A 15926-nucleotide genomic window follows, 5' to 3' on the forward strand; every position below is an offset into this window, starting at 1 on the left:
TTTTTAGTTTCTATCCATAAAAGCGGTTTGTTACTTTTCTATTTGTCAATTTATCCCAAAATAAGAACTCGCATTAGATAGTTTGTAAAGATTCAATTACATTTACAAAATTATTTAAAACCGCATCTAGTGAACTTAAAATTACTCTTCTTTATAGTATTAATCACAATTTCTTCAATTGCCCAGAATAAAAATAAAACCATTGGTTTTAGTGAAAATAAAGGTCAGATTATAGACCAAAAAGGCAAACCCAACAATGCCGTAAAGTATCTTTTAAACTCAGGGGGTTTGAATGTTCAGCTAAGAAAAAACGGCTTTTCGTATGATGTTTATGAAGCAAAAAAACATCCTATCAATCATTCTCACAACGAACGAAAAAAAACTTTGCCCCTTCCATCAAAAGATAATGAAAATCGTTCCGATTATACTTTAGAATATCAATATCATAGAATTGACATCGACTTTGTTAATTCAAATCCAAAAGTTGAACTGATTACTGAACAAAAATCAACTGATTTTGATAACTATTACAATGTTCCTAACAAATCTGAAGGAATTGTTGGAGTATATAAATACAAACAAGTTACATACAAAAATATTTATCCTAATATTGATGTTGTTTTTTCTATTCCTAATGATCCTACAAAAACTGTAGAATACAATTTTGTAATTCATCCAAAAGGAAAAATATCGGATATTCAATTAAAATTTAGTGGAGCCCAAACTGAATTGATTGACAATAAAATCCGAATGAGTGTTCGTTTTGGAGAAATGGAGGAAACGCTTCCTGCCAGTTGGACTGAAGATGGGGAACTTAAAAAAGAGATTGCTGTTGGATATACTAAAATTAAGAAGAATGTTTATGGATTTGAAAGCTCAGAAAATGTTTCTGACAAGACGGTGATTATTGATCCAGTCCCAACAAGACTTTGGGGAACTTTTTATGGAGATCACACTGGTTCAGCCCAAGTACTAAGTACTTCAAGTATCAGCACAGACTCTTTTGGAAATGCATATGTGGCTGGAAGTACAAATGCTCAAAATTCATCATATGCCACAACAGGGGCGCATCAAACGACACAATCTTCCTCATATTTAAATGGCATTATTGAAAAATTCAGTCCAAATGGAAATCGTTTATGGGGAACTTATTATGGCGGTCAAAATTATTGTGGTATATCTGATATAAAAATAGATTTTCAGGATAATTTGATTGTAACGGGTACAACTCAAGATCCAACTGACATAAGTACAGTAGGATCATACAAGCAAACTTTAGGAGGTTATCAAGACGCTTTTTTGGCAAAATTTAATAGTTCTGGCATTAGGTTATGGTCAACTTATTTTGGTGGCGAAGATCAGGATTTGGGTTTTGCAGTTGATGTAGACATTAGTAACAACATTTACTTGATTGGCCAGACTGCTAGTACAACAGGAATTGCAATAAACAGCAAATTCCAAACACACCTAAATCTAGACCCAAATTTTTCTAATTCTGTCGATGGATTTCTAACTAAATTTGGATCTACAGGTAATTTAATTTGGAGTACTTATGTAGGAGGGGAAACTCGTGATATACTTAATGATATAGCAGTAAAAAATAATTTCTTGGTTATTGGCGGCACAACATATAGTTTCAACAATATTTCTACCCCAGGAGTTTTTCAGGAATTACATGACCCAATTACTCATCCCGATGGAGTTGTATACAAATTTTCACTAGATGGAGAAAGAACATGGGCAACCTATTACGGAGGTGAGCAAATTGAAGATATATATGCAGTTGAAATTGATGATGAAGACAACATTTATATAGGTGGTGAAACTGCGAGTAACAATAATATAACTACGCCTGACAGCTTTGAAAATAGTAATCCTTTTTCATACAAAGGTTTTTTGGCCAAATTAAATACCAATGGAAAAAGAATCTGGGGTACTTATATCGGACAAGCCCATATTTATTCTATTGTTTTTAGAAACAATTCAATATATCTTGGTGCTACAAATTTTGGGTTTTCTTATGCAAAATTAACAACTCCATGTTCCTATAGATCAAACAAACATTTTGAAAGATATATTGCTAAGTTTTCCAAAGACGCAGATTTTATTTGGGGAACAGATATTGGAGGAGATTCTATGGATAGTCCAACAAAAATAGCATTAGACCAAAACAATAACATATTTGCAAGTAGTATATCAAGTGAAAATAACGGTATTGCGGATGCGAGTTCGTATCAATCAAACGTTCTTGGATTTCATAATTATTTTCTAATGAAATTTAAAGAATCGGTTATGCTTGGCATACCTAAGATAGAAAGTAACTCTCCAGTCTGTATCGGCAAAACATTAGAACTAAAAGCATCTGGAGGAACAAATTACGCATGGACAGGACCAAACGGTTTTACATCAACAGATCAAAACCCAACAATACCGAATGCAACAGCTGTCAATAGTGGAGAATATAGTTGCTTAATTACAGGAACCGGTGGTTGTGATGATACCAAAAAAATTGATGTAATTATTGGTGATATAGAAGCACCTGTGACTAATATAACAACTCTCCCAACAATCACAGGAGATTGTCACACACAAATTACATCAATACCAACCGCTATAGATGCTTGCTCAGGAGCAATTACAGCAAATACAACAAGTCCACTTTCTTATAGTCTGCCTGGAACTTATACTGTTATTTGGGATTATGATGATGGCAATGGAAACATATCGCATCAAAACCAAACTGTTACAATTACCAGTCAGCCATTGCCAACAGCTACTTCCCTTCAAACTTTCTGCATCCAACAAAATGCAACTTTAAACGATATTACAATAACAACTGGACAAAACATAAAATGGTATGACCAATTAACCGCTGGAAATCTATTACCAAATACAACTTTGCTAGAAGACAACAAAACGTATTATGCTTCCCAAACCATAAATGGCTGCGAAAGCGAGAGAATTACTGTCCTCGTCAACATTCAAAACACACCGGCTCCAACAGGAGTTGCAGCCCAAAGCTTTTGTACCAGTCAGAATCCAATTTTGAGTAATCTTGCAGTAGTTGGAACAAACATAAAATGGTATGACAACTTAACTCTAGGCAATCTTTTGACTAATACTACTCCATTAGTCGATGGCAAAACCTATTATGCCACACAAACTGAAAATAATTGTGAAAGTACTAATAGATTAGCAGTAACGGTTTCCCTAATCAGCTCTTTACCTGCCAATGATTATTCCGAATTATTTTGTGATGATTTGAACGACGGTAGAGAGATAGTCAATCTATCTGATTATAATTTCAAACTTATTGCTAATGCAACTTATAACTTCACTTATTATACTTCTTCTCAAGGAGCAGAAAATGAATTAACAGCCGATCAAATTAGCAATTTTTCTAATTATAACTTAGTTTTAGGCGACAACAAAATCTACGTCAGGATCAATTCAAATACCCCGTGCTACGCGATTGCTGAGTTAAACCTAACCCTTGTATCAAAACCTATTATTTCTATTCCTGATGTAGTTCCAATTTGTGAAAACAATATTGTTATTATTGATGCCGGGGCAGGTTTCGACAGTTACTTATGGTCCACAGGTGCCACAACAGCTTCTATAATTGTAACAAATCCAGGGAATTTTGAAGTAACAGTTACAAATAATTACAGTACTATTTCGTGTTCTAGCACCAAAACTTTTACAGTAAAAAATTCAACTATTGCTACTATAAATACAATTGAAACCAAAGACTGGACTGATACTGAAAATATGATTACCGTTCACGTGACCGGAGCCGGTGATTTTGAATATTCTATTGATGGAATTCATTTTCAAGACAGCAACCAATTTTTGAATGTGCATAGTGGCGAATACACAGTGCATGTCAGGGATAAAAATGGATGCGGTACTGTTACGGATGAAATATATCTCCTGATGTATCCAAAGTTTTTTACCCCAAATGGTGATGGTTATAATGATACTTGGAAAATCAAGTTTTCAGATTTGGAAACAAGTATGATTATAAAAATATTTGATCGATATGGGAAATTACTCAAAGAACTTACCCAAAACAACTCTTGGGATGGAACATTCAATGGTCAAGAGCTACCCGCTTCCGACTATTGGTTCGCCGTTACACGAAACAATGGAAAAGAATACAAAGGCCATTTTAGTTTAAAAAAATAAAAACGCCTAACTACAAAAAATAACCTTTCTCTAATAATATCTACATTAATTTTGAAATGTTATCTTTGCGCCGAATTATTTAAAGTAAGTTTTTAAATAATTCTAAAAGCTCTCTAAACCAACTCAATAATGTTTTTCAATTCCTTACATTTTGCAATTTTTCTACCATTGGTATTCCTACTGTATTGGTATATTGGACGTTCTTCCAAAAAAATGCAAAACATCATTTTAATTTTAGCAAGTTATTATTTCTATTCTTGTTGGGATTGGCGTTTTTTGTTTTTATTGGTTTTCTCAACTTTTCTGGACTATTTTACCGCTCTTAAGGTCGAACAAAGTGAAAAAGAATCAAGCAGAAAAATTTGGTTTTGGGTCAGTGTAAGTATCAACTTGGGATTTCTGGGAATTTTTAAATACTATGATTTCTTTGCCGTTTCTATGGCAAACCTCTTGAATTCACTAGGTTTTCAGGCAAATCCACTTTTATTGAAATTGGTTCTGCCCGTTGGAATTTCGTTTTATACTTTCCACGGACTATCGTATTTGATTGACATTTATTTAAAACGCATCAAATCCGAACGTAATTTTATAGACTATTCTCTGTTTGTGAGTTATTTTCCGCTTTTGGTAGCGGGACCTATTGAACGTGCGACCCATTTATTGCCTCAAGTTAAAATAGCCCGAAAATTTGATTATGATCAAGCCAAATCAGGAGTATACCAAATTCTTTGGGGATTGTTTAAAAAGGTGGTCATTGCAGATACCTGTGCTACTTACGCCAATGCCATTTTTGACAATTACGAAAGTATGAATTCCCTTTCCTTGGGGATTGGAGCCGTTTATTTTGCCTTCCAAATCTATGGCGATTTTTCAGGCTACTCCGATATCGCTTTAGGGGTCTCCAAACTCTTCGGTATTGAGCTATTACGTAATTTCAATTACCCCTATTTTTCGAGAGATATAGCCGAATTTTGGCGTCGTTGGCACATTTCGCTGTCGTCTTGGTTTCGGGATTATGTGTATATACCATTAGGCGGAAGCAAAGGCAGTAAACTAAAACAAGTGCGCAATGTTTTTGTGATTTTCCTGCTGAGTGGATTTTGGCACGGCGCCAATTGGACTTTTTTGGCATGGGGAGCAATCAATGCGCTCTATTTTTTACCCTTGTTACTATTAAATAAAAACCGAAACCATGTTGATGCTGTAGACATGCGTTTTTCCCTTGCATCCTTAAAAACATTCTGGCAGATCCTGAGTACTTTTATGCTAACTTGTTTGGCATGGATTTTCTTTAGAGCTCCGAGTATCAGTACTGCCGTGGACTATATCAAACGCATGTTTACACAAGGCGTTTTCCATTCCCAGTATCTCGCCAACCAACGATACAACTATGAATTAGTGTTATTAATTCTATTGTTCGTAGGTTTTGAATGGCGTTATCGCAACCAAATCGAACCCTTGTCCGGACGATATTCTTGGGCTAAAGTCGCTTTTTGTTTGTTGGGAATTGTATTATGGGGCGTGTTTTCGGATTATAAAGAATTTATATATTTTCAATTTTAATGAAAAAGTTTGTCCTATTTATAGCCAAAATACTTGGACTTTTGTTCCTTTTGCTTTGCCTGTTCGACCTGGTTTTTACGCAGGTATATTTACATGATAGCAATCGAAATAAAACAAATGCTATTTACAATTCCGAGAAGAAAAATTTTGATGTTATTTTCTTGGGATCGTCCCGTGCTAATAATCATTTTGTCACTTCTGTTTTTGAAAAAGCAGGACTCAAAACCTTTAATTATGGCGTGAGTGGTTCTCATTTATATGAAACCGCTTTGATGCTGGAATTGATGTTGGAACGCGACTATCAAATCAAAAATGTAATTATCCAGATTGATTTAAATATTGGCGGCGACCAACAACCATCACCAAAACATACTGCGCAATTTTTGCCTTATATTCATCATTCTAAAACCATTGCCAACTACTTATCCGATCAACCGGATTACTACGCCTGGTATTATGTGCCTTTTTACAGATACATTGAGTATGGTGCTGTTATCGGATTTAGAGAATGTTGGGATACCTTTAGAAAAAAGCCAAGCAACCTAATGCATGACGGAGGTTTTTATGCTCTAAAAGGTGAAGGAAAAAACATGAAAAACAATTTAACAGGACTGATTGCCAATCGAAATGAGAGTTACGAAAAAATAAAAGCCCTGTGCAAAAAAAACAATATTCGGTTAATAGCTGTAACTACACCTATTTGTGAAAATACTAAAAATCGCGAATATTTTGATGAAGTAACCAAAGTATATCCTGAAATTCAAAGGTATGACACGGTGGTTAAAGACGACCGTTATTTCACCACCTGCGGACATATGAATATAAATGGCGCCACAATTCTGACCAAAAAATTACTGAAAGATTTTTTTAATAAATAATCCACTTCCACTACGCGGATTGGACAACAAAACTAATAACTTCATCATATTCTGCAGATTAAACAGAATGTAATGAAGTTAGTTTATTTATTAAGGGGGAAGCAGTTTGATTTATACACTAAATTAAAAATAGGAGTTTCCCAAACATTTCATAAACCAAAAAAACATAACTTTACTTTTTCTTATTTTAGCGACAAATTTAGAAACTTAAAACTATGCCAACCGACTGTATCAGCTATCAGAATTCCGGATATTTTTCTTCTTTAATGAATGATTATTTAGATCAAAAGCCCAATCTGCAGTCTTTATACCATCGGTTTCCAACACTCGAAAATTTTGAAGCACAAATACTGGAGAAACAGACCAATTTTGATGATACTTCAAGAGCATCTTTGGTTTCTGTTTTACAAAGACAATATGCTGGCACTGAAACTTCGGTTTTAACCCAACAAAATATTGCCGCTTTAGCCAGCCCCTTTACGTTTACGGTTACCACCGGACATCAATTGAATTTATTTAGTGGTCCTTTGTATTTCTTGTATAAAATTATTTCGACCATTAATCTGACCAATGAACTAAAAACGAAATATCCCCATTACAATTTTGTTCCCATTTATTGGATGGCAACGGAAGATCATGATTTTGAAGAAATCAATTATTTCAATTTTAAAGGAAAAAAATTCCGTTGGAACACGGCAAGCACAGGTCCTGTTGGAAGATTATCTACCGAAGGTCTGGCTGATTTTCTTGAAGTCTATGCACTTGAAATTGGTTCAAGCACCAATGCCAATACAATCAAAAAACTATTTGAGGATTCCTACCTTCGCCATGATAATTTAGCCGATGCCACAAGACATTTAGCCAATGCGTTGTTTGGTGCTCAAGGTTTGGTTATTTTGGATGCGGACAATTCCGACTTAAAAAAAGCATTTATTCCTTTTGTCAAAGAAGAATTAATACACCAATCTTCGCAGAAATGGGTTCTGGAAACAGCCGAAAAATTAAAAGACTATACCGTTCAGGTGAATCCTCGTGAAATCAATTTATTTTTCATCGAAGATAATTTACGAGAACGCATCATCCTGGAAAATGGAACATACAAAGTAAACAATACTAAAATCGAGTTTTCAGAAACGGAGATTATAAAATTGTTAGAAAAACATCCCGAAAAATTCAGTCCTAACGTGATTATGCGTCCGTTATATCAGGAAGTTATTTTGCCCAATTTATGTTATATCGGTGGTGGCGGTGAAATTGCCTATTGGCTGGAACTGAAATCATTCTTTGAAGCAGTAAAAGTAACTTTCCCAATATTATTAGTCCGTAATTCTGTACTACTAGCAACCGAAAAACAAGCCAAAAAAGCGGACAAATTAGATTTGAGTTGGAAAGACTTATTTTCGAAACAAGCAGATTTGGTTAACCATAAAACCAAACAATTTTCTGAGTTTCCAGTTGACTTAACGGATCTGAAAGAGCAATTAAGCAAACAATTCGAGACACTTTTCGAACTGACCAATCATACCGACCAGTCTTTTGCAGGAGCGGTAAAAGCTCAGGAAGTAAAGCAGACAAAAGGATTGGAGAATTTAGAGAAACGTTTGCTGAAAGCACAAAAAAGAAAATTAAGCGATGTCTTGGAACGCATTACCGAATTGCAAAACGAATTATTTCCCAACCAAAGCTTACAAGAACGTCAAGCCAATTTTTCTGAATTCTATATTGAAAACGGGGCGAATTTGATTCCAACGTTAATAAGCAAACTAAAACCTTTAGAGCAAAATTTTAATATAATAACTTTAGGAATTTAGCAGATTCTAAGTTCCTGAGTCACTAAGATTCTAAGCAGCTAAGATTTAAAAACAAAAATTAAAAACCTTTAAAAAACTCAGAGACGCAGAATCTCAGTAACTTAAAAAAAATGACCAAAGAGCGCCTAATTTCACTGGATGTATTTCGAGGATTTACTATTTTACTAATGACAATTGTCAATAATCCCGGAAGTTGGGCAACAGTTTATCCTCCTTTATTACACTCAGATTGGCACGGCTGTACTCCTACCGATTTAGTTTTTCCGTTTTTTATTTTTATCATGGGAGTGGCAGTTGCATTTGCCATGCCAACCAAAACTTTTGACAGTACCACTTTTAACAGGATATTGGTTCGCTCGGTCCGAATGTTTTGTTTGGGTGTCTTCTTTAATTTTTTCGGAAAAATCCAACTCTTCGGATTGGAAGGAATTCCTTTATTAATTGGACGATTAGTGATAACGGCTGCTGTGGGTTATGCTTTAATGGGTAATTTCAATTCAAAAATCAAAACCTATTTGGCCTTTTCAATACTTGTTATTTACTTTTTCTTGGCTTACAGCGGTATCGAAGCTTATCAAAATGTTAGACTTCCAGGCGTTTTACAACGAATCGCTATTATCTATTTCATAATCTCTCTTTTGTATTTAAAAACGACACAAAAGACACAATTACTGGTGGCCTTAGGACTATTATTGGGTTATTGGGGAATAATGACACTGGTTCCGGTTCCTGGATTTGGTTTATCCAATTTAGAGAAAGGAACCAATTTAGCGGCTTGGGTCGATAGTGTTGCGTTAAAAGGACATATGTGGGAAGTGACCAATACTTGGGATCCTGAAGGGATTCTGAGTGCTATTCCGGCAATCGCAACCGGAATCATCGGAATGTTCATCGGACAATTGCTTAACCATAATTTACCGAAACTTGAAATAGCAAAAAAACTAGGAATTTACGGTGCCATACTTGTGGTGATCGCCTTAGTATGGAACATCATTTTCCCAATAAACAAATCCCTATGGACCAGCTCTTTTGTATTATACACAGGAGGATTAGCCATCCTTTGTTTAACCGTTTTTTATTATATCATTGATATTTCCAACTATAAAAAATGGACCAAAATATTTTTATTTTGGGGTGTCAATCCAATGATTGTATTCTTTCTTTCTGAAATTATTCCGCAGGCATTCCAGATGATTTCTTTCCAAAATCCAAAAATACCAACAGAACAAATCAATCTTTTAGATTATCTCTATTCTTTTGCGATACAACCCTTTTTTAATAATCCCATGACCGCTTCCTTAGTTTTTGCCTTAATTTATGTGGGATTTTGGACAATTCTATTGTGGTATTTTTACAAAAACAAGATGATTTTCAAAGTATAAGGGTTTGAAATAACCGCATTAATACCAAATAATCACCTTTTAATTATTGATTTATTAAAATTAATCAATAAAAAAAATCTATTTTTGCACAAAATTTAAAAACACAGAAAAATGGCTACCAATAGAACATTTACAATGATTAAGCCGGATGCAGTTGCTAACGGACACATCGGAAATATTTTGGCAATGATTACCAATGGAGGTTTCAAAATCGTTTCTTTGAAATTAACTCAATTGACTGTTGCTGATGCTCAAGCATTTTACGCAGTTCACGCTGCAAGACCTTTTTATGGTGAATTAGTAGAATTCATGTCAAGAGGACCTATTGTTGCTGCAATTTTAGAAAAAGAAAATGCGGTAGAAGATTTCAGAACTTTAATTGGTGCTACAAATCCTGCTGAAGCTGCTGAAGGAACTATCCGTAAAGCATACGCTACTTCAATCGGAGAAAATGCAGTTCACGGTTCAGACAGTGATGAGAATGCAGCTATCGAAAGTGCTTTCCACTTTGCTGGAAGAGAGCAGTTTTAATTTATACTTCTTAGATTTATGGATTTTTTAGACTTCTAGATTTTTAGATAAAAAACGAACCCCGCTTAATTCTTAAGCGGGGTTTGTTTTTTTAGTTATAAAAATGAAAATCTCGGAAATCTAAATAATTATCCTACGCAAATCCAATAATCTAAAATTCCTACCTCAAAACAACATCTCTTACCACATCACGTCTCAGCTCTTCATTAATCATGGTAATAATCTTAGACTTTCCATGACTTAATTCCTCACGCAAAACAGAAGAAGTAAGTTCCACATACAAAGTACTTCCTTTCAAAACCACATTACGGGTATAACTGTTTACGCCATTACCCATAAGGTTTTTCCAAGCATCTTTCACGTCAATCTGATCCATCCCGGATTGGAGTTTGTTCACTTGGATAATCTGTTTCAAAACATCCCCAACCGTACTTTGATTATTTAGTCTTTTTGCCATCTTCCAGAAGATTTATTGGTTGTGTTTTTTTATAATGATATTCTTTTTTTTCGGCATTCAGCATAACTAATTTATCTGCTGATAAAGCAACTATTTCCTCCGTCCATTTCATGTAAGGTGTCGAATAATCCAAATATGCTTTATCGTCTGCAAATCGTACCGATACATTCTCATAAGTATCATTTACCAGAAAAGTCCCGTCCAATTGCGGCATTACTTTCTTGCGAATCCCTTTGTTGTTTTTGCCAATCTCGAAATAATCAAAATTTTCATTCATCCCATACTCCTTATCATCCCCATCCTCTAAAACAACTTTTTCAATCTCCCAATATCCATTGATTTTGGCAATATCGGTAGGTTTTATCTTTTGCTGACATCCAACAAATAGTAAGGACAAAATAAGAATTCTGAATGTGTTTTTCATAATTATACATTTTTTTAGGAGCTATCTCCTGCTGTACGCTATATCTTTTTTTTGTAATTTTTTCCTTCGTCATAATCACAAAAAAAAGGATGCCGCTTCCATCAGGGCTAGGGCATTTATCAGTTCCAAGAAACTATTTTCAATACCGCAAAGTTACACTTATTCAATTCAAAGAAAACAAAAAAACAGCAAACACATTAAACTATTTTCTATATTTTTGGTCTCATCTGATATTCAATATTTAGAGACCATGACAAAAAAAATATACAGGCTGTTTATTGTTTTATTTTGCATCGGTTGCAATTCAGAAACCGCTGAACCTACTCCAACACCTTCTGAAAAACTATACTTCCCTCCATTATCAGGTACAACTTGGGAAACCAAATCAATTACCAGTTTGGGCTGGAACCAAACCGCTGTACAACCGCTTTTAGATTATCTGGAACTCAAAAATTCTAAATCATTTATAATTCTTGTCAATGGACGAATTGTTATTGAAAATTATTTCAATGGTCATACGGCCTCAACCAATTGGTATTGGGCCAGTGCCGGAAAAACTTTGACAAGCACACTAACAGGAATCGCCCAACAGGAAGGTATTTTGAACATCAATAACAAAGTCTCTGATTACATCGGAACTGGATGGACAAATATGCCTTTAGCCAAGGAAAATCTGATTACGAATAAACATTTACTCAGTATGACTTCCGGAATAGAAGATATCGCTAATGGTGATGATGTTTCTCCCGCCAGTCTTCAATACAAAGCCGATGCAGGAACACGATGGGCCTATCACAATGTGTACGTAAAATTACAGGATGTTATCGCGCAAGCTTCAGGACAAACCTGGAGCAACTATTTTAATGCTAAATTAAGGAACAAAATAGGCATGAACGGCACTTGGACCCAGAAGGACAACAATTTGGTTTATGCCAGTACTTCTCGCAGTATGGCCCGTTTTGGTTTATTGATGTACAATAAAGGAAAATGGGATACCTCCGTAGTCCTCAATGAAGACTACTTTAACGAAGCCGCAACTACGTCACAATCCATCAATTTGGGATATGGCTATTTGTGGTGGTTGAACGGAAAAGCCAGTTATCATTTACCGCAAACACAAATACAATTCAACGGAAGCTTAATTCCGACCGCCCCAAACGATATGTTTATGGCTTTGGGAAAAAATGACCAAAAAATATATGTAATACCCAGTAAGAAAATGGTCGTCATCAGAATGGGAGAAGTCGCCAATCCTGAAAATCCAACTTTTGCTTTATCTGGTTTTGACGCAGAATTATGGACAAAAATCAGTGCTTTGTACCAATAAAATCTACTTTGTTTTCATTCTTTTCATCAAACCTAAAAAAAAGAAAACCAATCCAATTACCAATAAAGCATAATAAAATTCAATGCTTTTTTCTCTCATCAGATTCGCCAAAACGAAAGAAGCAATACTAATAAAATAAAAATAGATAGGGTTACTATTTTTTAAAGACGAAAAACTCATTTTGCAATTTTATTTAAAAAAACTATCTACAAATTCATATTTATTGAAAACCTGCAGATCCTCGATTCCTTCTCCTACACCAATGTATTTTACAGGAATCTGAAATTGATCTGAAATCCCAATTACTACACCACCTTTCGCAGTTCCGTCAAGTTTGGTAACCGCAAGAGCAGATACTTCGGTAGCGGCAGTAAACTGTTTAGCCTGTTCAAAAGCATTTTGTCCTGTTGAGCCATCCAAAACCAATAATACATCGTGTGGCGCATCAGCAACGACTTTTTGCATAACACGCTTTACTTTGGATAATTCGTTCATCAAATTAATCTTATTATGCAAACGGCCCGCTGTATCAATAATAACAATATCGGCATCTTGCGCAACAGCTGATTGTAATGTATCAAAAGCAACAGAAGCAGGATCACTTCCCATATTCTGTCTTACAATAGGAACGCCAACTCTGTCAGCCCATATTTGTAATTGATCAATAGCGGCAGCACGAAAAGTATCCGCTGCACCCAAAACCACCTTATAACCTGCTTTTTTAAATTGATACGCTAACTTTCCAATCGTAGTTGTTTTACCAACTCCATTTACACCAACAACCATTAACACGTAAGGCTTGGTTTGGATCGGAATTACAAATTCAGTGGCTTCACCAGTATTCGTTTCAGATAACAAACCGGCTATTTCCTCACGAAGTATTTCATTCAGTTCGTCAGTACCTAAATATTTATCAGAAGCAACGCGTTTCTCTATACGGGTGATTATTTTTAAGGTAGTATTGACACCAACATCCGAAGAAACCAGAATTTCCTCTAAATCATCTAAGACTTCATCATCAACTTTTGACTTTCCGGCAACCGCTTTGGACAGCTTAGAAAAGAAAGTTGTTTTTGATTTCTCAAGACCTTTGTCTAATGTTTCTTTTTTTTCTGATGAAAATATTCTTTTAAAAAAACTCATTGTATAAAATAGTATTAAAAATGAAGTAATTAGACATACTAGTCCAAAACACTTTTCTAACGGTAAATATAGAAAATAAAAAAGCTACTTCCGAATGAAAGTAGCTTTTCTATAAATGCTATTGTAAATTATTTCTTTTTCAAGAATTCATCAACTGCTTCAGGAGCCATAATAGATTCTACGAATGTATATGCACCAGTTTTAGGAGATTTCACCATTTTGATGGCTTTTGATAATCTCTTAGAAGCTGTTTGTAACGATGCTACGGTTTTCTTTGCCATGATTCAAATGTTATTTGAAATTTTCATAAAAACTCTAATGGAAAAACCACTTGAGACTTTACAAAATCTCTAATTATTACTTAATTTCTTTGTGAACTGTTACACGTTTCAAGATTGGATTAAATTTCTTAATCTCTAATCTGTCCGGAGTATTTTTTTTGTTCTTTGTTGTTATGTATCTTGAAGTCCCTGCAACACCTGAAGTTTTGTGCTCAGTACATTCTAAAATTACCTGGATTCTATTACCTTTCTTTGCCATCTTGCTATATATTTATTTTGGAAAAAGATTATTTGATAAATCCTTCTGATTGCGCTTTTTTCAATACAGCAGCAATTCCATTTTTATTAATTGTTTTTATCGTAGATGCAGCTACTCTAAGAGTAATCCATCTATCTTCTTCTGGAAGATAAAAACGCTTTTTAACTAAGTTTACAGAAAACTTTCTCTTAGTCTTATTCATAGCGTGAGAAACGTTATTTCCTACCATCGCTCTTTTACCTGTAAGGTCACAAACTCTTGACATTATGCTTATCTTTTATCGTTATTCAAAATCAGGGTGCAAAGAAAAGAAAAATAAACCTATTACGCAAAAAAAACATTACACATTTTTCAAAATTTCTTTCTGCAACATTTCCAAACTCTTAATCGTAGCTCTATCTATCACTTTTTCACGTGGTTGACCAAAATTAAATTCCTCAACAATTATTCCATCCGGTGTTGCCAAAGCAATAAAAACAGCTCCAATTTCCGCATTTGAGTCTCCTTTTGTAGGACCAGCATTACCTGTGGTAGCTATTACGTAATCCGTTTTCATCATTTCTTTTACCTTCAAAGCCATTGCCGTAACTATCTCAGCGCTCACAACGGAATGTGCTTCAATAAGGCTTTCAGGAATTCCTAAAACATTAATTTTCACCTCCGTAGCATAAGACACCACGCTTCCTTTAAAATAATTGGAAGAACCGGAAACTGACGTCAAAACTTCAGCAATTTTCCCCCCCGTACAACTTTCTGCTGTAGCTATAGTCTTATTTTGTTTTTTTAAAATCCTTCCTACAACAACTTCTAGAGTTTCATCCTCTTCAAAACCCACTATAATATCATGAATAATAGCATCCAATGATTTCACTTTTTCATCAAGAGCCGCTTCTAGCTTTGCCTTATCTGTTCCTCGACCGGAAAGACGCAAACGCACTCTTCCGGGACTTGGTAAATAGGCTAATTTTATAAACTCGGGAAGATTATCTTCCCATTCCTCAATGCGTTCAGCCACCATGCTTTCGCCTTGCCCGTAGGTCAGAATTGTCTTGTGAAGAATATAAGGACGTTCGTACTCTTTTACAACTTTTGGGATAATTTCATTATCCACTAAATATTTCATTTCGAACGGAACACCAGGAAGCGAAATAAAAACAGTATTTTCTTTTTTCATCCACATCCCGGGCGCTGTACCCACCTGATTATGAAGAACAGTACATCTTGAAGGAACCAACGCTTGATCTTTATTGATTTGCGTAATAGTCCGCTTATAAAAACCTTCTATAAGTTGCGTCACATGAGCCAAAACCTCTTGATTAACAACCAACTCATCCTCAAAATATTCACAAAATGTTTTTTTAGTAACATCATCCTTTGTTGGCCCTAAACCTCCAGTAATAATAACCAAATCCACTGTGTTTTGCAGTTTTGTAAAAGTATCCAGAATGTGTTGCTTATCATCACTGATAGAAATCATTTCATTGATTTCAACACCGATCCTATCTAATGATTTGGCTATGAAAGCCGAATTTGTATCTACTATTTGCCCTATTAAAATTTCGTCACCTATAGTAATTATGGTTGCTTTCATTTTTGATATATGATTTTGGTTTTCAATTCATTTTTAAATACAAGACAAAAAACAATCACCCCTCAAATTCAGAGAGATTGACTGTAACCAT

The 15926-nt window shown here is 34.9% G+C and carries 14 protein-coding genes; 7 read left to right on the forward strand and 7 right to left on the reverse strand.

Going from position 1 to position 15926, the window contains the following annotated elements; genetic code table 11:
• The first annotated feature begins 129 nt into the window (after positions 1-129).
• The 6 genes from ABEB23_RS06840 (at position 130) to ABEB23_RS06865 (ending at position 10353) form a co-directional block, all read left to right on the forward strand.
• Entirely contained in the window at positions 130-4188 is a 4059-nt protein-coding gene (locus ABEB23_RS06840; RefSeq protein ID WP_348811762.1) for a DUF7948 domain-containing protein, read from the forward strand.
• Between the two features lie 129 nt (positions 4189-4317).
• Positions 4318-5751, forward strand: a complete 1434-nt coding sequence (locus tag ABEB23_RS06845; RefSeq protein WP_348811763.1) for an MBOAT family O-acyltransferase — start codon at positions 4318-4320, stop codon at positions 5749-5751.
• Positions 5751-6629 (forward strand): hypothetical protein, encoded by an 879-nt coding sequence (locus ABEB23_RS06850; protein ID WP_348811764.1) that lies wholly within the window; start codon positions 5751-5753, stop codon positions 6627-6629. The genes ABEB23_RS06845 and ABEB23_RS06850 overlap by 1 nt, the downstream gene beginning before the upstream one ends.
• 215 nt (positions 6630-6844) lie before the next feature.
• On the forward strand, positions 6845-8440 hold the full coding sequence (gene bshC, locus ABEB23_RS06855; protein WP_348811765.1) for a bacillithiol biosynthesis cysteine-adding enzyme BshC: 1596 nt from the start codon (positions 6845-6847) through the stop codon (positions 8438-8440).
• A 110-nt stretch (positions 8441-8550) separates the two neighbouring features.
• Positions 8551-9822, forward strand: a complete 1272-nt coding sequence (locus tag ABEB23_RS06860) for an acyltransferase family protein (protein WP_348811767.1) — start codon at positions 8551-8553, stop codon at positions 9820-9822.
• A gap of 111 nt (positions 9823-9933) precedes the next feature.
• On the forward strand, positions 9934-10353 hold the full coding sequence (locus ABEB23_RS06865) for a nucleoside-diphosphate kinase (RefSeq protein ID WP_035640013.1): 420 nt from the start codon (positions 9934-9936) through the stop codon (positions 10351-10353).
• A 160-nt stretch (positions 10354-10513) separates the two neighbouring features.
• Here the strand turns inward: ABEB23_RS06865 and ABEB23_RS06870 are convergent, their stop codons facing one another.
• Both ABEB23_RS06870 and ABEB23_RS06875 read right to left on the reverse strand, forming a co-directional pair.
• Positions 10514-10810: a DciA family protein gene (locus ABEB23_RS06870; protein ID WP_348811768.1), complete on the reverse strand. Its 297-nt coding sequence runs from the start codon at positions 10808-10810 to the stop codon at positions 10514-10516.
• Positions 10791-11234: a hypothetical protein gene (locus tag ABEB23_RS06875; RefSeq protein ID WP_348811769.1), complete on the reverse strand. Its 444-nt coding sequence runs from the start codon at positions 11232-11234 to the stop codon at positions 10791-10793. Before ABEB23_RS06875 ends, ABEB23_RS06870 begins: the two co-directional genes overlap by 20 nt.
• A 250-nt stretch (positions 11235-11484) precedes the next feature.
• Between ABEB23_RS06875 and ABEB23_RS06880 the strand changes: the two genes are divergently transcribed.
• Positions 11485-12561, forward strand: a complete 1077-nt coding sequence (locus ABEB23_RS06880; RefSeq protein ID WP_348811770.1) for a serine hydrolase domain-containing protein — start codon at positions 11485-11487, stop codon at positions 12559-12561.
• 189 nt (positions 12562-12750) lie between these two features.
• On the opposite strand, the gene ftsY is transcribed toward ABEB23_RS06880, so the two are convergent.
• The 5 genes from ftsY to ABEB23_RS06905 all read right to left on the reverse strand — a co-directional run bounded on the left by ftsY (position 12751) and on the right by ABEB23_RS06905 (position 15835).
• Entirely contained in the window at positions 12751-13704 is a 954-nt protein-coding gene (ftsY, locus tag ABEB23_RS06885) for a signal recognition particle-docking protein FtsY (RefSeq protein ID WP_348811771.1), read from the reverse strand.
• A 128-nt stretch (positions 13705-13832) separates the two neighbouring features.
• Entirely contained in the window at positions 13833-13985 is a 153-nt protein-coding gene (locus ABEB23_RS06890; protein ID WP_066310049.1) for a DUF4295 domain-containing protein, read from the reverse strand.
• A 76-nt stretch (positions 13986-14061) separates the two neighbouring features.
• On the reverse strand, positions 14062-14244 hold the full coding sequence (gene rpmG / locus ABEB23_RS06895) for a 50S ribosomal protein L33 (RefSeq protein ID WP_017495179.1): 183 nt from the start codon (positions 14242-14244) through the stop codon (positions 14062-14064).
• 28 nt (positions 14245-14272) lie between these two features.
• The gene (rpmB, locus tag ABEB23_RS06900) at positions 14273-14509 is read right to left on the reverse strand and encodes a 50S ribosomal protein L28 (protein WP_024980263.1); all 237 of its coding nucleotides are present in this window, start codon (positions 14507-14509) and stop codon (positions 14273-14275) included.
• Positions 14510-14584: 75 nt separating this feature from the next.
• Positions 14585-15835: a CinA family nicotinamide mononucleotide deamidase-related protein gene (locus ABEB23_RS06905; RefSeq protein WP_348811773.1), complete on the reverse strand. Its 1251-nt coding sequence runs from the start codon at positions 15833-15835 to the stop codon at positions 14585-14587.
• Positions 15836-15926: the final 91 nt, after the last annotated feature.

Origin of the sequence: Flavobacterium maritimum, from assembly GCF_040049085.1 — a bacterium.
GTDB classification, from domain to species: Bacteria; Bacteroidota; Bacteroidia; order Flavobacteriales; family Flavobacteriaceae; genus Flavobacterium; species Flavobacterium maritimum.

Coding starts and splice junctions, on each gene's coding strand:
- ABEB23_RS06890 (WP_066310049.1), bottom strand. CDS start 13,985: ATGGCAAAGAAAACCGTAGCATCGTTACAAACAGCTTCTAAGAGATTA.
- ABEB23_RS06880 (WP_348811770.1), top strand. CDS start 11,485: ATGACAAAAAAAATATACAGGCTGTTTATTGTTTTATTTTGCATCGGT.
- ABEB23_RS06870 (WP_348811768.1), bottom strand. CDS start 10,810: ATGGCAAAAAGACTAAATAATCAAAGTACGGTTGGGGATGTTTTGAAA.
- ABEB23_RS06865 (WP_035640013.1), top strand. CDS start 9,934: ATGGCTACCAATAGAACATTTACAATGATTAAGCCGGATGCAGTTGCT.
- ABEB23_RS06860 (WP_348811767.1), top strand. CDS start 8,551: ATGACCAAAGAGCGCCTAATTTCACTGGATGTATTTCGAGGATTTACT.
- ABEB23_RS06845 (WP_348811763.1), top strand. CDS start 4,318: ATGTTTTTCAATTCCTTACATTTTGCAATTTTTCTACCATTGGTATTC.
- ABEB23_RS06905 (WP_348811773.1), bottom strand. CDS start 15,835: ATGAAAGCAACCATAATTACTATAGGTGACGAAATTTTAATAGGGCAA.
- ABEB23_RS06850 (WP_348811764.1), top strand. CDS start 5,751: ATGAAAAAGTTTGTCCTATTTATAGCCAAAATACTTGGACTTTTGTTC.
- rpmG (WP_017495179.1), bottom strand. CDS start 14,244: ATGGCAAAGAAAGGTAATAGAATCCAGGTAATTTTAGAATGTACTGAG.
- ABEB23_RS06875 (WP_348811769.1), bottom strand. CDS start 11,234: ATGAAAAACACATTCAGAATTCTTATTTTGTCCTTACTATTTGTTGGA.
- rpmB (WP_024980263.1), bottom strand. CDS start 14,509: ATGTCAAGAGTTTGTGACCTTACAGGTAAAAGAGCGATGGTAGGAAAT.
- ftsY (WP_348811771.1), bottom strand. CDS start 13,704: ATGAGTTTTTTTAAAAGAATATTTTCATCAGAAAAAAAAGAAACATTA.
- bshC (WP_348811765.1), top strand. CDS start 6,845: ATGCCAACCGACTGTATCAGCTATCAGAATTCCGGATATTTTTCTTCT.